An 18,882-nucleotide genomic window follows, 5' to 3' on the forward strand; every position below is an offset into this window, starting at 1 on the left:
CAAAAAATTGCCTTGCCCCACAAGAGGAGCAAGACAATTTCTAATAGTACGACAAATATTTCGTGTCACAAAATATTTTAGTGATTATTGCACACCAATTGCATCATACGCATCTTTTACAGATTCTACTTGTTGGGAATTAGCACCGAAAAGGACTGTTGCGGATTGAATAGCTGCTTGTCGCATAGCGGAGAAATTAGAGTTTGGATTGAGGTAGTTTGTTAGAGCGTAGTAGTAGATTTTTGCTGTGTCATTGCGACCAATGCCTGTAACCGTTACACCGTGGTGTGAACCACCCTCTGCGAGGAGATATGCCGCTTTGTTATTGATACCGCTGTTGATGTGTACGCCTCCATTGTCATTTGGACCTGTGTATCGATCGCTGTAGTGGTCAGGATCGCCAGCCACTGTCGGATCTTCGAGAGAGCGCAGTGCATCTCCAGGTGTTCCTGGCGTGTATACATCTTCACCCATCAGCCAATCATCGTTGTCAATCATTGCCCCGAAGATGTCAGAGATAGATTCATTTAACGCACCCGATTCGTTTTGATAGATCAGATTCGCTGTTTTTTCTGTAACGGCATGTGTTAATTCATGTGCGACAACATCCAAGCCAGCGGACAATGGGCGGAATACGCTTCCATCTCCATCCCCGTATACCATTTGTACGCCGTTCCAGAATGCGTTGTTGTAGTTGCTACCGTAATGGACAGTGGAGATCATTTTCGCACCATTGTTATCGTAGCTGTTGCGGTTATGTTCGTTTTTGTAGTAATCGTAAGTTGCCTGTGCATAGGCATGCGCGTCAACAAGTGCTCCATCTGTCCACTTGTTATCGGTATCAGAGCCAAGAGTGCCTGGGAGAGTATATCTGTTCCGTGCGTTGTACGTCTCGATTCCCTTGCCGCGCGTTGTATCTTTCGCTGTATAGTTGGTATTGCTTACTTTTGTTACTTCGAACGATTTGGAGTCACCTAGTACCCCTGTGCCCGTTCCTGTAATCTCATGGAGCATATTGTATTTGTTAATCACATCACCAGAATGCGCATCAATGAAATACTTCCAACGTCCTGGTAGCGGATCAAGGAAATTCAGCTCCACTTCGTAAGCTAAATACGATTCATCTTCGTGGATGTAGATATAGAGGTTGCCTTTTGGCTTCACCTCGAACTTCTCCACTTTTTCGTCGATCTCATCCTCCAAATCCTTGATGGCCTCTTTGACTGCCTTATCTGCCTTCAGCTTTGGTTTTTTCGTCAGCTTATCATTATCTGACAAGTTAGGTGCGTAGTTCCCGAGGAATGCCGTTACATTTCCATCCTCGTTTACGTGAATCGTCTGCTGATAACCATAGACCGGGATGCCCTCGTACATTTCTTGTACGCGGTAGTGAGTCATGTCTGTCTCTCTGTCTGTCACTTCATCAAGCACTTTAAAGTGATCTCTCACTTCTCCATCAATGCGGAAGGAATCTTGATGTTGCTCCAGGAATCCCCAAACTTTGTCTTCGCCATCCAGATCTTCTGCCTCGAACTCTTCTCCGATAAATTCGGGGGTATCCCACTCAGCGCTATAGACGATGTTTTCGGATTCTGCCTGCGCAGCTAGCGGCAGGAATGTGGAGGTACCTAATGCGAAGCTGAGTGTTACTGCAAAAACCGATTTTTTCATACTTGTTAATTCCTCCTTGGAAATTATTGTTTTTTATGTAAGTTCATAGTTGTTTACATCTCTTATTATTTGTCATAAATGTGAATTTGAGAACAATTTTTTAACGACAAAAAAATCATTTCCTGAAAGAAATGATTAATTGGTAAATTTATTACAATTAGGCTTGCCATACAATCCGATACACCTTGCGTGGTCTGCCCCGCGGGTGCGGATTTTCTTCCCCAATTACTTGCGCGAGGCCCTTTGACTCCAGTTCAATCAGGATACGTCTGGCACTTCGCGGCAATATTTGCAGGTGCGAAGCCAATTCATGGGCTTGAATCTCCTGAGACCCGCGCTTTTTCAGTATGGAATCGAGCTTTGCCAGCGTCATGACGCTGAGTGAGGTAAGCTGGCTGAGTGCTTGCAGCTTCTCTGAGTCGTACCGAAACGTGAGCTGTTCGTCTCGCCCAAGCGGCCCCACGATGCTTTTGTCATCGAAAAAGACCATCCAGTTGCCGGTACCTCGCTCTTTGGCGTGCAAGAGAGCCGCGCCACCGTGGATTTCCGCTTCATAAGCGGTCTTGCCAATCCCGATCCCACACGTTACCAGATCAGCACGAATACCGAACATCTCATCCAAGTCGGGAATTGTCGAATAATCACGAGTAACTTCTTGCAAATTCCCCCGCGTTGTAAAAATGACGTAGCGTCCGGGACCCGCTGTCTTCAGTGAGCCTTGCAAATGCTTCGCGTAGCGCAGCAGTTTTTCCATCGTCTTGATCTCGGCGTTTTGCCATTCATCTGTGGAAAAGTTGCTACCGGCAAGCTCGCGAAATGGATCAATCTCCATCATCTGCACGGCAATTTGGGTATCTTTGAAGTGAAGCATCTCGTGCGTTCGCAAAAGCATGTGAATGACCGAAATCACACCTGCGCGTGTCGGCACGACCCGATGTACAGGGACACCTCGCCGTACCAGCTCTACATCTGCTGTCCGCAAGCAGGTGACTGCCACCTTTGTCTTGCCTGCCCTCCAAAGCTGTTCGTGGTAATCCGCCAGTTCATCGGCTGAGATCGCTCCCTCGTAATGCTTGAGCCATTTGTAGCCACCAGCGATGCCCGCTTCGTCCATAAAATGCTCCAGTTCTTCTGGTGAAAATGTATCAAAGCTGACTTCATCCACCCGGATTCCCAATTGATGGGATAGATGAAGCAAGGTTCTGTACAAGCTCGCACCGAGATGAGGCACATAAGCCATCGGCGCTTGGACCTTGCCTGACTCGCTCACCATGGCATAAGGGACCTGTCCGGAGAAAAGCCACATATCCACCTCATCCACATGCGGCATGATCAGATCGAGGATCTCTTCTTCTTTCCAATAGACAATCGGCAAGTATTCAATTTCGGGAAACTCCCGCATGACTGATTCGATGATAGCAAGTGAATCATCCGCGCCTATTACGCCTAGTCGCAGCTTCAACAAAATTCCCTCTTTCACACCAATCTCTTTCTCCTAGGATAACATACTCCCTTTCTTTTTCTCATCGGGGGATCATTTTACCTGCTGCCTCCCCAATCCGGTGTGCAGCATACAAAACAGGGATGATCAACAAGCTGTACGGCAACGTGCTCCAAATCAACGGCCACGTCACAAGCCCAGCTTCAAGCAATCGATCATACGCATACACACTATAGGGCAAAACGAATGCTACTGCCGTCACCACACCAGGTGTGTACGTACGAAGGACAACGGTATGACCAACATGCATGAAAACATGAAGAAACATCACGTGCAGACAAACCAGAAAAAACGGGAGGTACGTTCCAGCCGAAAGTGTCGTGACAGTCAGGATGACCGCTGCCGATAAAACGGCGAAAATACAAGAGACTGCGACGGCAAATTGCGCTGTGCTCATCGAAAGCGAAGGCTCAATCAACTTCATAAGCCGTTCTGGCACAGTCTGTCTAATGATGTCTTTCTTGGCTCGCACCCAACCTTCTACCATCACGATCTCCTCGAGATCATGAAACATGAAAACGACTAAAAACAGCCAAATCAGATGGGGCAGCTCCAGCATACAAGCACCCTCTTCCTATTCATTTGCCTGCAAGATCCCATATGCCAAAAAAGATACCGCATCGTCCGCTAGCTGCTCCGCTGTTTTTTCGCCCGTCAGCAAATACCGCGTCGTCATACGGTCTACGACTGCGATCATTGCCTCTGCCGCTGCCTCCACGGACAACTCGACACGGACGTGCCCCGCAGTCTGATTTTGTCGCAAGTTGACAGCAACCATCGAAGCCAGCTTACGATGCAGCTCTTCGCCCTCTTCTGCCTGATACAGCACGATCCGGGTCAAGTCAGGCTGCTCCTGAAAAAATCGGAACAAGGCGAGCAAGTTTTCCCGTACCTGATGGAAGACATCTGTCTTCGTCAAGGCCGTTACCTTTTGACCGCTGTCCGCCAATTCCCACAGCTTGGTAACGAATGTGTCCGTCAACTGCTGATACAAGCCTTCCTTGCTGTCAAAATACTGGTAAAACGACGCCTGAGTCAGGCCTGCTGCTTTCACAATGTCACTCACCCGAGTACGATGAAAGCCTTTTGCCGCGAACTCAGAAGCTGCCGCCGCAAGCAACCGACTGCGACTCAGCTCCCCTTTCGATAATTTGTCATTGGTCATTTTCTCACCCTCAAAAGTAACTCACCAGTTATATAACTAACGAGTTATTTTTACAACTTTTGGTTTTTCTTGTCAAGACCCACTTGCTTTTTTATTCCACTCTATGTAAAATGTTTGCTCAAAGGGTATCATTTGATGGCAATGAGGAAGAAGAGTAGTCATTTTTCGAGACTTCAGAGAGCTGATGGTTGGTGCGAATCAGTGTTAAGGAAATGATGAATGGGCTTCCGAGCTCCAAACCGAACCCGCTCTTATGGCGGCAGTAGGCTTTGGCGTTACGTCCGTACGTTACAATGGACACCGTATCAAGCTGTTTTGCACAGAAACGGTACGGATTAAAGAGATTTTGCGTATGGATGATTCCGTACGCGAAATAACAAGGGTGGCACCACGGTTCATTCGTCCCTGTCCAGGGCGGATGGACCTTTTTGTATTTTAAAGGGGATGTTCAAAAAATCGACTTTTTGAACTCAACTTTTTAAACTCGCATCTAACATTGAAAGGAGCAGCTTTCCCATGAAAACAATCTTTTCCGGCATTCAACCGAGCGGCATTTTGACCCTCGGGAACTACTTGGGCGCGATGAAACACTTCGTTCCGCTTCAAGATCAGTTCAACTGCTTTTACTGCATCGTAGACCAGCATGCCATCACCGTTCCACAGGAGCCTGCCGTTCTGCGCGAAAACATTCGTCGTCTCGCGGCTCTCTATTTGTCAGTTGGCCTCGATCCGAACAAAATGACGCTGTTCGTCCAATCGGAAGTACCGGCCCATGCCAAGCTCGGCTGGATCATGCTGTGTACCTCTTACTTGGGTGAATTGGAGCGCATGACCCAATTCAAGGACAAATCCGATGGACGCGGTGAATCCATTCCAGGCGGTCTGCTGGCTTATCCTCCATTGATGGCTGCTGATATTTTGCTGTACGGCACTGATTTCGTCCCTGTGGGCGAAGACCAGAAGCAGCATCTGGAGCTGACTCGTGATCTAGCCACTCGTTTTAACAACCGTTATGGCGACATTTTCACCATTCCAGAGGTTCGCCTGCCGGAGACTGGCGCACGCATCATGTCTCTTGCTGAAGGCACCAAGAAAATGAGCAAATCCGATCCAAACCAAGGCGCCTTCATCTCCATGCTGGATGATGCAGACACCATCACGAAAAAAATCAAGCGCGCACAAACGGATTCCGACAGCGTTGTGCGTTATGACAAAGCAGAAAAGCCAGCAGTCTCTAACCTCATGACCATCTACTCCCTCTGCTCTGGAAAAACGCTGGATGAGATCGAAGCGATGTACGAGGGCAAAGGCTACGGCGCATTCAAAACCGAGCTGGCCGAAGTTGTCGTAGAAACACTCCGTCCGATCCAAGAACGCTTCGAGCAGCTGTTCCACTCCTCCGAGCTGGATGATATCTTGACTGCCGGGGCAGAGAAAGCGAATAAAGTCGCGAACGAGATGCTGTACAAAGTTGAAAAAGCAATGGGGATGGCACGTCTCTAATCCATTTCCACAACAAAAAACGGGCTGGGAAGCTATCTCCCAACCCGTTTTCCCTTTAGTCAATTGCTCTTAACCGTGACAGTTACCTTCGCTGTCTTGCCAGCGTAGCTGATCGTGATGGTCACTCTTGTTCTTGGTTTGGCATCATCCAAGACAAGAATACGCCCCGTCTCATCAACCTCTACCTGTTCGGGCTTGCTTGATGTGAACTCGATACCTTCCGCTTCAGTAACGTCTTCTTCCGCATCATTACCGAGAATCGCCATCACCTTGAGCTGTGCTTCCTCGCCTTGGGCTAGCTTGAGAGATTTCGGCGCGATCTCGATCCTTTTCAGGGCAGTCTCTCCGACAACATAAGAGGAAGCCGTCGCCACTGTAAAGATCCCTACATCGCCTTCTTTTTCCACTTTGATTGGTTTTCCCTTAAGTCCCATAGCTGGTCTCCACATATTACTTCGGAACACGTAGGCTTGGAGCTTTTCGCTTGCCTCTTCGGCGACTGGTAGCCCGAGCATAAAGCCTGCTTTTCCGAAGCTTGTCAGCTTTTTACCCTTGCTCCACGCTTGCAATTGATAAGCTTCGCCTGGGTTCGGGACACCCTTCCAGCTGTTTCCATCTGATTCTGTCAGGGAGAGGGCAAACTCTCGTGCACGCTCAGCAGCAAAGTATGCGCCCGGCACTTCTACCCATGCTTCACTATCCAAGGTGACTCGGATTCCTACCTCTTTTTCCTTCAATTGCTCAACCAGCTTCTGCTCCATGGTTACCGTAGGTTCTTTTGATTCTTCCTTGCGAGAACGCGTGTCGATCGAATCGTCATCGCTTTCTTCCACTTGAACGAATAGCACCGGAGCAAAGCCGATCTTGTCTTTCACGGACTCGATTGCTTTCATGAATTCCCCGAGTACGTCTAGAAGTTCATCTACTTGTTCGTCATCTGCCTTGATCTCATCCCCATCTTCAATGACGACAGTGCCAAGCTTTTTCAAAAGCTCTTCCGCCAGCGTACGGACATGCTTGGCTACCTCTTTGGAAATATCCTTTTCATCGAGGGGCTCCAGTGCTGTTTTCGCCAAGCTCGTCAAAGAAGCAAGTGCCAGACGGGCAAGCTCTTCCTTCTCGATGCCATCTTCTGTGAGCGGGTCAAATGCTTTGTCCAAAAAGCTCTTCGTCACATCTTGGAGCGACTCTTCACTAATGGTTCCTCGCTCGGCCTGCTCGGCTACTGCCTCGAGTACAGTCGTGATCGTATCAGTGACTGTCTCCCATTTCTCAGTCGGCGTCCATTGCTCGGCATCCAGAAGTTTTTCCAGATGGCTGAGTACTTGATCCACCTGTCCCAAAATGGCGTTCTCCTCCTGACTTGCGGAGATGACTTGAGCCGCTTGTTTGTTCAAATCTCTCTGCGTGTCCGGTGTCGGTGTTCTGTCCGGAGGTGTAACTGGCGGTGGTGACTCCGGCTTGGCCGGAACCTGCACGGTCAATGCTTTGGTCTCTGCTGTCGATTGGTCGGATGCTCGTGTGACCTCCAAAATCAGGTCTACATTCGTCTGGCGATTTGGCGGCGTAATTTTGCCGTCCAGCGAAATGACCGCTGTATCACTTGACGACTTGATCGTGATGGTAAAGCCTGCAGGTACCTCTGGCAGCTTCAAGCGTGTCTCACCCGCTGCTGGCTGTGGGAGCTGCGTGATGCTTTCTGCCACTTCTTTTGCTGTTTTTTCCGGCGTGCCGCGATCCTTCAAGTCCAGCTGTACAAGGACAGGGTTATGATCACTCACACGTCCCTCGCTCTCGGTCAAGCCAGCGTTGATGTGAACGATATCAACCTTTGTGTCATCCTCTAAGTGGTTGCTGACCAAAATTTGATCCAAGACTTGAGAGTTCCCTTGGTACACGTACGTATACTGCTCACCCTTCGGCAGTTTCTCCACCATATTGGTCAAAACGCCATCTGCCAATTCCTGCACCGGATTCGAAAACGGGAAATCGTTGAGATCACCCAGCACCACAACATTTGCTTTCGCTTCCGCCGCATGGATGTCTTTTACAAAGTTATTTAACACACGGGCAATTTTCATGCGCTGTACTTCACTCACCAGCTGTGGCGGCTGATCTTTTCCAAACAGCGCTTGATCTCCACCCTTGGAGTTGAAATGGTTGGCGATGACAATGACCGGCTCGCCTTGGAAAATGAATTCCGCTGCCAGTGGCTTACGGCTCGAAGCAAACGCCTCGTTGGTCGGATCTACCCGCCCTGGATTGACGGAAAGATGCGCCACGCCATCTCGCGTCTCGATTTGCACCGCATCTGTCGCACCTCCTGGCGGTCCTTCTGCCAGCTGTACCCGTTCTGGATTGTAGAAGAAACCAACACGGATATTTCCTCCTGGCTGTCCACCATCCTGATTGTTCTGTGGCGCGATATCCGTGTATCGGTAAGTCGGACCGTTTTTGTTTTCAATCGCTTTGATCAATGCTTCCGCAGACTGTGTAGCATCTGTTTGTCCATTGTCTGTCGGCCCATTATCGTCCTGCATTTCTACCACACCGATAATATCCGGTCCCTTCATGTTGTCCACGATCGTCTCGGCGATGCGATTGATTTTAGCGGAATCGGTTTTTGCCGAGAAATTCTCGATGTTGTACGTAGCGATTGTCAGCTTGTCCTCTTTTGGGGAAATATTCGTCACTGGCGGCTCATAATGGCTTGCCTGTACCGTAAATTCGCGTGTATGGAACAGCTTGTAGTTCGCGAAGCTGTAGTCAATGATGCCTACCAGCGGCTCAGTAAATTTGTCGCCGACTTTTACCTCTCCGGTAATCGATCCGAGTTTATCCGATACCGTGATGCGTTCAGGGTGAAAATCATTGGCTTCCAGCACCACTCCGCCAGCTGGTGTACGCGGCTGATTTGAATGAGCTTGATCATCGATAACGACAAATTCCGTTGCACGTGGATTGGTAAACGTCTTGGTTTCGCCAACTACGATCGGATTGTCGATTTGCACCAGCATGCCTTCGAGACTTTCCCAGAAGTCGATGCCGTCTTGATCCGGGTCGAATTTGCCGAGGCTGTCGTTGTCGATAATTCCTTTTGGATATTCGTAGTTGTCTTTGCCCAGAATGAGTGGATCAGGGAGTCCCTTTGCTGGATTGACAACTGCGTACGAGGTTGCATCAATTTGCGTCTGGGTGAGGTCTGTACCCGCTCTGTTCGATGGCACGTATTCCTTGACGGTTCCGCTGACGATGACTTCATCGCCAGGGTTGACCGCTGCTTTTGGCTCGTAAACGTAAATGCCTTCGGAGGTAAATGGGTCTGCGTCCGGTTGCGGGTCTTGCATATAAAAGCCTTGTACATTGCTGCCGCTTCGGACGACAGCCGTTACGATTCCCGGAACATTCGTCACCGTTCCATCGGCCATCGCTGATCGGTGCGACGTTCCTTGGATATCATGAATCCGAATGTTGTCTTTTTGAATCACATAGCGGAAGGTCGCTACATTGCTGTCTGTGTAGCCATCCTTGACAGCTATGGCTGAAAGGGTCGTATCCACGTCAATCTGGATCGGTCCCGTATACTTGATGCTCCCTCTGCTCGGTGTCGAACCATCTATCGTATAGAAGATCGTAGTGTCAGCCATTGTCGTTGAGAGCGTTACATTTGTTCCTTTTGTCACCATAGGACCTGCTGGGCTCGCTGTGACCATAGGGACTTTATTCTCGTCCTCAACGAGATCAGCGACAGTGCGCGGCACCAGCTTGTATACATTGCGGTCGTAGTTCACCACGCCTGTAATAGCTGCATAGCTCTTGTTCAATGGAAGCGAAAGAGAGGCATCCGGTCGAGACACAAACGTACCGTGCTGATCCTCTAGCGTGTAATTGCCGCTTGATACCGATTTGACGGTAACCACCTTTACCGTCACCAGCTTGCCTTCCAAAGCCTCTCCTGTAGCAGCCGCAAAATCAGTGGATGTCACGATTTGCGGACTAGGCACACCCGCTTGTTTTTGCACGATTTCCACGTTACTGGTGAGTGCTTCGAGTTGAGCCAGTCCATGGTAGTCACTCATTTTTCCAGTAGCTCGGATCTTGTCTCCTACCTCAATTTTGCCAGTCAGCCCTGGCGCACGAAGTACAAGTCCTGCCGTCTCATCTTGGAAATACACGTTATTTTGTCCGCCCGCTTCGAACATCGCCGTCACCGTTCCGACGACAATCACGTTCGTTCCTACCGGGGTGTTTCTTGCCTCAGCAATCGTAGTCGAACCCACTGCTGACTTAGTAACGCTAACTTCCGGGCTCTCAAACGACTTGCCATATTCCCCAGCTGTTTGCTGCGTTACGAGGATATGATCCAGCTGATCGATGTTTGGAATCGTAAAGGAAAATGACCCGTTTGCCTGTGCCGTTCCTGTTTCTTTGTTGCTAAGCATCAGCGGTTGTTTTTGCGGATCGTATGCGCGCAAGATAGCATTCCCTGCTGCCGCTCCTGCTTCTCCTCGCAGTTCGCCCGCTCCGTTCACCGCTTGCAGGCTGACTTTATCCTGGATCAAAACTGGGCTGGCTACCGCTGGCCTCAGCTCGATGCTCGCACTCTCCTTCTTACTCCCTTCGGTTGCGGTGAGATAGACTCCCTGTGCATTTGGATCGGGATTGGCAAAAGTCAGCTCGATTAGTCCGGAAGCATCCGAATCTTGCGTTGCCAAAGGAGTGTCGCTACCTGTTCCTGTAGGCTGACTCGCATAAACCTTAATCGTCCGCCCTTGACCGACATAGCCGCGAATTGTTGCTTGGGTAGGATCGGTATGATCAAAAATAAGTTCCGTAGCGTTCGGCTTGTCCGTCACGTCTGTTGGCAGCGGTGGTTCTGCTGGGCTTTGCGCGTTTTTCGGGGTAGGTGCCCCTGTGATAAAATCGTTGCCGTTGTTGTTCGTATCCCAGCCATTTCCTCCGTTTGGTACAATGCCACTGGCGTCGCTAATGCGCTGGGCGCTGTTCGAGTTTGTAGTAGCTGGTGCAGGTGAATTGCCCTCGTATGCATTTGCTCCACCGTATCCGACCATATCTACAACACCTGTTTGGGAGGAGACATCCGCCCCTGTTAAAGGCGTAGTATGGCTAACCAATGCGACCTTTCCTTGTGCTCCAGCCATTGCAAGCGTTCCCGTAGCATCAGGAGTAGGGAGGACTGCTGTACCGCCCGTTCCTGATGCTTGCTGGATCAAATAAAACCCATAAGGAGCTATGCTTCCAGCCAAATCTGTTGTCTGCCAAGTTCCTCCCGTAGCAGAAGCATATTGTACAGACCAGCCTCCAACCGAAACAGCCGTGTCTGTCGGGTTATACAGCTCAATGAAATCGTTCTTGTAATAGGCACCAGAGTTCCCCCCACCCCCATACACCTCGCTGATCACCACATGATCAGCCCGCGCAGCTTTTGCCTGTGGCATCCACCCGGTCGGTAAAACCGTTCCTATCATAACCGCAGCGATTAGCGCCAGCTTCGGCCATCGGGAAGAACCTACTCTCTTTTTCAACATCCTCGCATCATTCCTCCTCACGATCATTCGGAAGTAGCTCTCTAAAAATCGTACATTAAGAATCTGAACATTGTGTAAATTTGATGTAAAGTTTGCATAATCCTTCCAAACCATGTATAACAAAAACCGCCAAGCTCCATCGTCCTTGGCGGTTTTTCAGTGTTTTTGTCAATTAGCTTTCGTCCACTTTCATACTGCGTGCGATATAAAGAATCGGCGTCGAAGCTGCCGATACGACAAACTTGATCAGGTAGGTAGTCAGCAGGATTTGCCACCATACGTCCATTGGGAATTCTCCCAAAAAGGCAATCGTACAAAAGGTAACCGAATCGAGCAGTTGACTGAATAGCGTGCTTCCATTATTGCGAATCCAGAGCTGATTGCGGCCTGGACATTTTTTCTTCAACCACGAATAGATTTTCACGTCGACAAATTGGCTGACAAAATACGCACACAAGCTGCCCAATGCCACTCTTGGCATCAAGCCAAAAATCGTCTGCAAGGAACCTTGGGCGATATCTGTTTCCTGTGGTTCAAACACCAATACGAGCTGCATAATGATCGTTGCGGCAATTAAGGTAAAGAAGCCGAACCATACGGCTTTTTTCGCTTCTCTTTCCCCATACTTCTCGTTCAATAGATCGCTTACCAAATAAATAGAAGCATAAATCGTATTGCCGAGCGTCATAACCAAACCGAACATCTCAATTGTTTTGACCACCTGAATGTTGGCCAGCACGGTAGCCATCCCAATCCACGCATACAGTCCCATTCTGCCGAACAATCGGTAGCAGAGCAGGAACAGCCCGAAGTTCACCAGAGCAAAAAGCACTCCGATCCAAAAATTAAACATATGATTTCCTCCTAGTTTTGATAACGCGGGAGTTTACGAACCGCGGCCCGTTTTGAGCATTCAATCATTTTACTTTCATTCTCTTATTTTATCAACCATTCTCGATGCATGTACAGCAATCGACATTCGGGACACCAACACAATTCCCTCATCAACCAAACTGGCTAATGCTAATGAAACGGTTTCTCTGGTCGCCCCCACCATGTTGGCAATCTCCTGATGGGAGAGAGAGACGGTCAATTTCAAAAATGGTTCTTCAGCTTTGCCAAATCGCTGACACAACTGAACCAACAGATGGAGTACGCGATCCCTAACCGATTCTAAAGCGAGCTTCTCCATCCTCTCCTCTTGTTCGCCCAATCGTTTTGACAACTGGAACATCATTTCTTTCAAGCTTGGTGGACATGCTTGCAGCATTTCTTCCATCCGAGTCGCACTCCAATGAGTAAGGGTCGTTTTTTGCATCGCTTCAATGTAGACAGCGCGTGACCCCAGCGCCATTTCCTCGATCTCGCCAAAAACAGCTCCAGGTCCCAGCAATCCCACGGTAAAGGCCTTTCCATCTTCGTTCAGCCGAGAGAGACGCAGGAGTCCCTTTTGAATGAAGAAAATGCCCATTCGAATGTCAGCCGGTGTCTGAAACATCGTTTTCTTGGCTAAAACGATTTGCTCACTCATGATACATCCCTCACTATAACAAATACCTAGTTACCTATACTTTTATGCATTTCAATCCATTTGTCAATCACCCTACACACTTCCATCTAAATGAAAAAATGACCACCTAATAAAAGGCGGCCACTCCTTACATGATACTGCTATACCCAAAACACAGGGTACGCACGTTTCTTATGCATGTTATTGACGAACAAAGCAATCAGCACAACCACTACTGCACCTATGAGTACCGGAGACAATAAAAACTCCCACCCCCTGCCGTCCATGACAATGACGATCGGATTGGCACCTGCAGGAGGATGCGTCGTTTTCGTCACATGCATGACGACAATTGCAAGACCGACACTAGCTGCTACGACCCACAGCTGCGATCCGCCTATTTGATAGAGCAGCACACCGACCAAGCTGGTGAAAAAATGCCCCCCAATGATATTACGCGGCTGAGATAATGGCGAATCCCAGGCCACAAAAGCAAGCACACAGCTTGCTCCAAATGAAGCCATCAACCAGACAGCGGTGGTTAATTCCGTCAGCATGCCCAGTACCCCTATCGTCACTAATCCGCCAAGACCTCCAATCAAAGCAACCGAGCCAGATATTTTCAAGGGCGTTCTGCTTCTCCCCCTCATTTTGGCTACAAATCCCTTAACACTCCATCCTTCGCTCATCATAGCCACCTCCTGCTCCCATCGTAGCAAGTGACCACTCTGCTTTCTGTTAGCTATCTTACAAAAACATAAATAATAGCTAGTTATCTAGATATTTAGTAAAATAAAACCAAACACCAAACTGTGAGGCGATAAATCATGGCTCAATCACTTGTGCGGCTAAACGCGGACTTTCCAATCCCGATCCATGTGCAAATCAAAGAACAATTGAAGCTTCTCATTGGCCTCGGCCACCTTCAACCGGGCGAAATGCTTCCACCTGCTGCCCAATTAGCCGATCAGCTGCAAGTCAACCGCAACACCATCAATGCTGTATACACGCAGCTACGCGATGAAGGTCTCGTCCATATGCAAAAGGGTCGCGGTACTTCTATCGCTGACAAACCTGCGATTACAGCCTTTCGCATGCGCCAGCAATCGCTTTATGATCACGCCAAAACAATCATGACCGAAGCACAGCAGCTTCCGTTTTCGCTAGATGAGCTGATGCTCGCTTCCATTGCTTACGGACATTTGTTTCTTTCCCGGTCCAAAAAAGAAGCCCGATGGCTCTTGGTGGAATGTCACGAGCATGATCATCCTTTTTATCGCAGGAAAATAGAAGAGATCATCGGTCAGCCCATTCAGGTTGCCTATCTTGAAAACCATTCAGATGTCCTCTCCGCCTTACAAGATGCAGACCAAATTGTCACCACCGTCAATCATGCAGATGAAGTAAAAGAATTAGCTGCTCGTTATCACAAGCCAGTCCTCATCATTGGAGCAAATGCCCAGACAAGCACGCTTCTGGAGATTGCTCGCCTGGAGGCAGGCCGTGCAGTTGGATTTGTTTGTCTCGGAAAGAAAGGCGGGGAATGGATGGCGGGCCGTGTCCAAGAGGCAGGTATCGAACAGATTCAACACATGACCGCAGGATTCACTGATGAACGGTCCTTGCATCAGATTATCCACGATTCTGACTTGCTCTATGCCTCCGCTGCGGTATATGATCAGCTCCTCGCGTTGGCTCCAGACAAAACACGGCTCTATCCCATGCTGTTGGAGCAAAGCAGCGAGGCCTTGCTAAAAGAAGCGAGCAACCTCCAAGCACCCTAACATTTACCTGTTACCATTTTGTAGGATTTATGTCGATAGTCTGTAACCAACGCCTCCACACTATCGTACATAATGAACGTGTAGCAAGGACAAGCACAAGATACAGCACACTACACATTTACATCATGATCAGTCAGCAAGACTGGGGAGGAGATTCATCACATGAAACACATGAAACACTTGAAACACTTGAACAAACTCGTAACAGGAACTGTGCTTACTTCCGTACTTTTCACTGGAGGTTATGCCATTACAGCAGATGCAAGCAACACAACTCCTACAACAAAAGGCTTGCAAGAGATTACGAAAAAAACAGCAGACGTAACGGGTGACAAAACCGCAGACACAGTCGTTCTGTACGGAAAAAAAGAGAAAAACAGCCCATACGTTAAGGACCTCACTATCAAAGTAACAGATGGCAAAACGAAGAAATCTTTTAACATCGACGTGAAGGACAACGGCTACGAGCCGAAGCTCTCCGTACAAGATTTCACTTACGATAAAAAAGGCGAGATCATGGTTACTGCAAGCACTGGCGGAAGCGGCGGCTACACAACCAATCACATCTACATCATTAAAGATGGAAAAGCGAAAGAGCTCAGCCTGCCAGGTCTGGATAAAAACAAAGCAGGTGTAGTCGGAGCGGACTTCGTGGAGCTGAAACCAATCGATCTAAACAAAAATGGTCTCTACGTGCTGGAAGGTACAGAGCGTCTGACTGGTGATTACAATGCAGATGTTCGCGGCTACCTCAAATCCAAATGGAAGTGGAACCAAACCAAATGGGAATTGATGAGTGCCAACTTCGAACCAGCTGTAAAACCACTCGAAGTCTATCATGATACTTTCAAAAGCCAAGACTCTGCCTTTGCTTTTAAAGGTCCAAAATCTTGGAACGGCAACATCCTTGTTGAGGAAAAAACTGGCCCAAATGCAGACGAATACTTGCCAGAAGCAAAGAGTGTAACTAGCTTCATCTTCAATGCAGACAAAGCAGAAGATCGTACACCTGTTGTGGTTATCACCGCGTTTGACCTGAATGACTGGAAAAAACTGAACAACCCGGACGAGCCGCCAGTCGGCGTCGAAATTGCACGTAACCAAGCAACCAACACGGTTTATGTAGCAAGCTTGCCACAAGACACAGTATTTGACCCAGCAAGCAAAGAAGGGAAAAAATTCATCCCTCTGATGATGTCGCTGGACCAAGTAAAACAAGCGTTTACGCTGGTAAAACGATAATCAATCCGCATCTCTCCACGAAAAGTCCCTTTGCCTCTCTCATAGGCTAGGGGCTTTTTCCAGCTTCGCAAGTCTTCTTTGCTTCTCCGCTTTTTCAGCCGCATCCAGGTACTCGAACAATCCAAGACGATTCCCCCATGGATCGGCAAACGTCCCCCATTTGACCGGTACCTCTTCCCGTTGGAAAATTTCAAACGGTTCAATTTGCAGTTCGTTGATCAGTCTTTCTCTTTCCGTCTCGATATCGACAACGGCAAAGCGTACGGGACCGCTTCCTTCCGCAGGAGTCCCTTCTGCCAGCTGGAGCCAGCATCCGGGCAGGACTTCCCATTCAGCAAATCCTTCATGCGGAACAAAATCCGGCTCTCTTTGCAAAAAGCTCTGGTACCAGGCTTGTCCTTTGGAGAAATCAGAAGTACGCAATTGAAACGTCATCTCATGGATCATATAAAATCCTCCCGTCCTTCGACTTTTCATCCATTATTTCACAATCCTTGCGCCACTTTCTAGAGAACGGAACAAAAAAACCCCCGACCGAAGTCGAGGGTAGCCACTCTCTATGCGAATATCGGTAGCATCAGATTCAGCAAAAACAATCCTGCAATGACGTACATCAGCGCAGGCACTTCGCGACGCTTGCCCAATGCGAGCTTCATGAGCGGATACGCCACGAAGCCAAACGCAATTCCATCTACAATGCTGTAAGACAGCGGGATAATCACGATGATCAAAAAGGCAGGAAAACCTTCCGAGAAGTCCTTCAAATTGATATTCTGTACGTTTTGCAGCATCAGTGCGCCAATGATGATGAGCACTGGAGCAATGGCTCCATCCGGAATCATTTTGATGACAGGAAGCAAACCAAGCGAGAGCAGGAACAAGGTACCTGTTACAAGCGAAGTAAGTCCTGTCCTTCCCCCTGCTGCGATTCCTGCCGCGGTCTCCACCGTCGAAACGGTCGGACTGGTTCCCAAAATGCCAGAGATGGCAGCCGACAACGCATTCGCTTGCAGCGAGCGGCCGAACTTCTGCGGCTGTCCAATCATCGAGGTATGCCCATGAATCAAGCCAATATTTTCAAAGACGATGACCATCGCTAATGAGAAGGTCGCGATCCAAAATGGCAAAGCCCAAATGGCAGAAAAGGAAAGACCCGCAAATACGCTTCCGTAATCCGCAAACGAAAACGATCCTCCTCCACCCGTCTCGACAATCCCGAACAAAAAGCCAAGTCCTGTACCAACCGCAATTCCGATCAAGAAGTTGCCCGGCACATTGCGAACAAACAAAATCAACGTAACAATCAACGTAATCAGCGTGACGATCACATGCGGGCAGGACAAGTCACCCAGCGCGACAAATGTAGACGGATTCATGACGATCAGTCCGCCTTTTTGCAGACCGATGAAGGTCAAGAACAACCCAATCCCTACGGTAATCGCCTCTTTTAGCGAAGAGGGAATCGCATTGGACAATATCGTCGCAGCCCTGGTAAAGGCAATTACAGTAAAGATCAGACCCGAAACAAAAACAGCAGCCAATGCTTCCTGCCAAGTGAGGCCCATCGATTGGCATAACGTGTACGTAAATAGAGCATTGATCCCCATGCCGGGAACCAGAATAATAGGAGCATTTGCCCAAAAGGCCATGAGAAGCGACCCGATAAATGCCGTCAATACAGTCGCCAGAATGCCTGCTTCCATCGGTATTCCAGCATCATTTAAAATCGAAGCGTTTACGGCAACAATGTAGACAATGGTGACAAAGCCAATGAATCCGGCGATGAGTTCCCTTTGAAACGTCGTGTCGTAAGCGCGCAAGTGAAATAGCTTTTCCATCCACGTACGCACGGATTTCCCCTTCTTTCCTTTATGTCTTTTCCATGAAGTGAAGATTCACAGGAAACATGCTATCATAGCTTCATCAATATGAAAAATATCCATAAAATCTAATTTTCATATCGTTTTCATATGGAACCATTCTCGCAAGGAAAGAAGGCATTGTGTGTGGATATTCGGCAACTGCGTTACTTTATCGCCATAGCAGAAGAAGGTCAGATAACGGGAGCGGCTAAAAGACTGAACATGGCCCAGCCGCCTTTGAGTCAGCAGCTGAAGCAAATGGAAGAGGAACTTGGGGTCATGCTCGTAGAGCGCTCGGGAAAACAAATGGTCCTGACGGAAGCAGGCCTGACCCTCTATAAACAGGCGCTCAATATCGTTCATCAAATGGAGGAAGCTCTCTCCGAGGTCAAAGAAACAGGCGAAGGCATTCGTGGAACGCTTTCTATCGGTGTCAGTGCACTGTCAGCCTATCGTCTGCCAGAACAAATTCGTGTGTTTCAGCAAAAATATCCGCTCATTACGTATAAAATCTGGAAAGGCGACACACAGCTCCTCAATCAGTGGCTGGAGCGCAGAACCATAGAAGTCGCAATCGTGCGCCTTCCCCACTCGTTGAACAACTGCACTATGATTCCGTTGGAGGAAGAGGATTTTGTGCTCATCGTTCCTGCCACCTCCCCCTATGCCGATCGCAAAGAAATTGAAATGCGCGAGATCGCCGAGTTACCGCTCATCATGCCGAGTACGCCAGGATTGGGCATCTACGATTTGATTATCAAGGAATTCTCCCGTCTAGGAGTGGAACCGCACGTCATCTGCGAGTGCCCAGACATCTCTCTTATTGTCAGCATGGTCGCCTCCTCGGTCGGTTCCTCCATCGTCCCCATCTCGGCATGGGAAACCCATCAGAGCGAACAAATTCGCGGGATTCGACTCTCCGGAACTTCCATTTATTCTTCCGCTGCTGTCGTTTGGCAGTCTGGACGCCATCTGTCCAAAGCAGCAAATCGGTTTATCGAGACGTTTTCATCGTAAGTCCATTCAGGGGGGTTACATCCGGAATAATCTTGGAAATCCCGCGGGATGATAAACTATTACCATTTCTTGTAGATT

The 18,882-nt window shown here is 48.7% G+C and carries 14 protein-coding genes and 1 other annotated feature; of the genes, 4 read left to right on the plus strand and 10 right to left on the minus strand.

What is annotated here, in order from left to right; translation table 11 throughout:
• Positions 1-84: 84 nt before the first annotated feature.
• The 4 genes from EL268_RS23280 to EL268_RS23295 all read right to left on the minus strand — a co-directional run bounded on the left by EL268_RS23280 (position 85) and on the right by EL268_RS23295 (position 4,337).
• Positions 85-1,671, minus strand: coding sequence for a M4 family metallopeptidase (locus EL268_RS23280; RefSeq protein ID WP_106655630.1), 1,587 nt, complete (start codon positions 1,669-1,671; stop codon positions 85-87).
• 157 nt (positions 1,672-1,828) lie between these two features.
• Positions 1,829-3,151, minus strand: coding sequence for a helix-turn-helix domain-containing protein (locus EL268_RS23285; protein ID WP_232030016.1), 1,323 nt, complete (start codon positions 3,149-3,151; stop codon positions 1,829-1,831).
• A gap of 43 nt (positions 3,152-3,194) precedes the next feature.
• Positions 3,195-3,731 (minus strand): HXXEE domain-containing protein, encoded by a 537-nt coding sequence (locus EL268_RS23290; protein WP_106655631.1) that lies wholly within the window; start codon positions 3,729-3,731, stop codon positions 3,195-3,197.
• A gap of 15 nt (positions 3,732-3,746) precedes the next feature.
• Entirely contained in the window at positions 3,747-4,337 is a 591-nt protein-coding gene (locus tag EL268_RS23295; RefSeq protein ID WP_106655632.1) for a TetR/AcrR family transcriptional regulator, read from the minus strand.
• 132 nt (positions 4,338-4,469) lie between these two features.
• Positions 4,470-4,747, plus strand: a binding site (T-box leader).
• 106 nt (positions 4,748-4,853) lie between these two features.
• Here EL268_RS23295 and trpS point away from each other — a divergent pair.
• Entirely contained in the window at positions 4,854-5,840 is a 987-nt protein-coding gene (gene trpS, locus EL268_RS23300) for a tryptophan--tRNA ligase (RefSeq protein WP_106655633.1), read from the plus strand.
• Positions 5,841-5,899: 59 nt separating this feature from the next.
• Here trpS and EL268_RS23305 read toward each other — a convergent pair whose 3' ends face one another.
• From EL268_RS23305 to EL268_RS23320, 4 genes are all read right to left on the minus strand, one after another.
• Positions 5,900-11,389, minus strand: a complete 5,490-nt coding sequence (locus EL268_RS23305; RefSeq protein WP_106655634.1) for a chitobiase/beta-hexosaminidase C-terminal domain-containing protein — start codon at positions 11,387-11,389, stop codon at positions 5,900-5,902.
• Between the two features lie 172 nt (positions 11,390-11,561).
• Positions 11,562-12,242, minus strand: coding sequence for a queuosine precursor transporter (locus EL268_RS23310; RefSeq protein ID WP_106655635.1), 681 nt, complete (start codon positions 12,240-12,242; stop codon positions 11,562-11,564).
• 75 nt (positions 12,243-12,317) lie between these two features.
• Positions 12,318-12,920 (minus strand): Crp/Fnr family transcriptional regulator, encoded by a 603-nt coding sequence (locus EL268_RS23315; protein WP_106655636.1) that lies wholly within the window; start codon positions 12,918-12,920, stop codon positions 12,318-12,320.
• A 140-nt stretch (positions 12,921-13,060) separates the two neighbouring features.
• Positions 13,061-13,588 (minus strand): HPP family protein, encoded by a 528-nt coding sequence (locus EL268_RS23320; protein ID WP_106655637.1) that lies wholly within the window; start codon positions 13,586-13,588, stop codon positions 13,061-13,063.
• 138 nt (positions 13,589-13,726) lie between these two features.
• On the opposite strand from EL268_RS23320, the gene EL268_RS23325 reads away from it, so the two are divergent.
• Together EL268_RS23325 and EL268_RS23330 are read left to right on the plus strand one after the other, a co-directional pair.
• Entirely contained in the window at positions 13,727-14,683 is a 957-nt protein-coding gene (locus EL268_RS23325; RefSeq protein ID WP_106655638.1) for a GntR family transcriptional regulator, read from the plus strand.
• 162 nt (positions 14,684-14,845) lie between these two features.
• The gene (locus EL268_RS23330; RefSeq protein ID WP_232030018.1) at positions 14,846-15,925 is read left to right on the plus strand and encodes a hypothetical protein; all 1,080 of its coding nucleotides are present in this window, start codon (positions 14,846-14,848) and stop codon (positions 15,923-15,925) included.
• Positions 15,926-15,964: 39 nt separating this feature from the next.
• Here EL268_RS23330 and EL268_RS23335 read toward each other — a convergent pair whose 3' ends face one another.
• Both EL268_RS23335 and EL268_RS23340 read right to left on the minus strand, forming a co-directional pair.
• Complete coding sequence (locus EL268_RS23335; protein WP_106655639.1) at positions 15,965-16,372, minus strand: VOC family protein; 408 nt, start codon at positions 16,370-16,372, stop codon at positions 15,965-15,967.
• Between the two features lie 110 nt (positions 16,373-16,482).
• Positions 16,483-17,763: an NCS2 family permease gene (locus tag EL268_RS23340; RefSeq protein WP_373863420.1), complete on the minus strand. Its 1,281-nt coding sequence runs from the start codon at positions 17,761-17,763 to the stop codon at positions 16,483-16,485.
• 168 nt (positions 17,764-17,931) lie between these two features.
• On the opposite strand from EL268_RS23340, the gene EL268_RS23345 reads away from it, so the two are divergent.
• Entirely contained in the window at positions 17,932-18,804 is an 873-nt protein-coding gene (locus tag EL268_RS23345; protein ID WP_106655641.1) for a LysR family transcriptional regulator, read from the plus strand.
• Positions 18,805-18,882: the final 78 nt, after the last annotated feature.

Source organism: Brevibacillus brevis, from assembly GCF_900637055.1.
Classification (GTDB): domain Bacteria; phylum Bacillota; class Bacilli; order Brevibacillales; family Brevibacillaceae; genus Brevibacillus; species Brevibacillus brevis.

Excerpts from the sequence above, each read along its gene's own strand:
- EL268_RS23280 (WP_106655630.1), bottom strand. The coding sequence starts at position 1,671 with ATGAAAAAATCGGTTTTTGCAGTAACACTCAGCTTCGCATTAGGTACC.
- EL268_RS23290 (WP_106655631.1), bottom strand. The coding sequence starts at position 3,731 with ATGCTGGAGCTGCCCCATCTGATTTGGCTGTTTTTAGTCGTTTTCATG.
- EL268_RS23295 (WP_106655632.1), bottom strand. The coding sequence starts at position 4,337 with ATGACCAATGACAAATTATCGAAAGGGGAGCTGAGTCGCAGTCGGTTG.
- trpS (WP_106655633.1), top strand. The coding sequence starts at position 4,854 with ATGAAAACAATCTTTTCCGGCATTCAACCGAGCGGCATTTTGACCCTC.
- EL268_RS23305 (WP_106655634.1), bottom strand. The coding sequence starts at position 11,389 with ATGTTGAAAAAGAGAGTAGGTTCTTCCCGATGGCCGAAGCTGGCGCTA.
- EL268_RS23310 (WP_106655635.1), bottom strand. The coding sequence starts at position 12,242 with ATGTTTAATTTTTGGATCGGAGTGCTTTTTGCTCTGGTGAACTTCGGG.
- EL268_RS23315 (WP_106655636.1), bottom strand. The coding sequence starts at position 12,920 with ATGAGTGAGCAAATCGTTTTAGCCAAGAAAACGATGTTTCAGACACCG.
- EL268_RS23320 (WP_106655637.1), bottom strand. The coding sequence starts at position 13,588 with ATGAGCGAAGGATGGAGTGTTAAGGGATTTGTAGCCAAAATGAGGGGG.
- EL268_RS23325 (WP_106655638.1), top strand. The coding sequence starts at position 13,727 with ATGGCTCAATCACTTGTGCGGCTAAACGCGGACTTTCCAATCCCGATC.
- EL268_RS23330 (WP_232030018.1), top strand. The coding sequence starts at position 14,846 with ATGAAACACATGAAACACTTGAAACACTTGAACAAACTCGTAACAGGA.
- EL268_RS23335 (WP_106655639.1), bottom strand. The coding sequence starts at position 16,372 with ATGATCCATGAGATGACGTTTCAATTGCGTACTTCTGATTTCTCCAAA.
- EL268_RS23340 (WP_373863420.1), bottom strand. The coding sequence starts at position 17,763 with ATGGAAAAGCTATTTCACTTGCGCGCTTACGACACGACGTTTCAAAGG.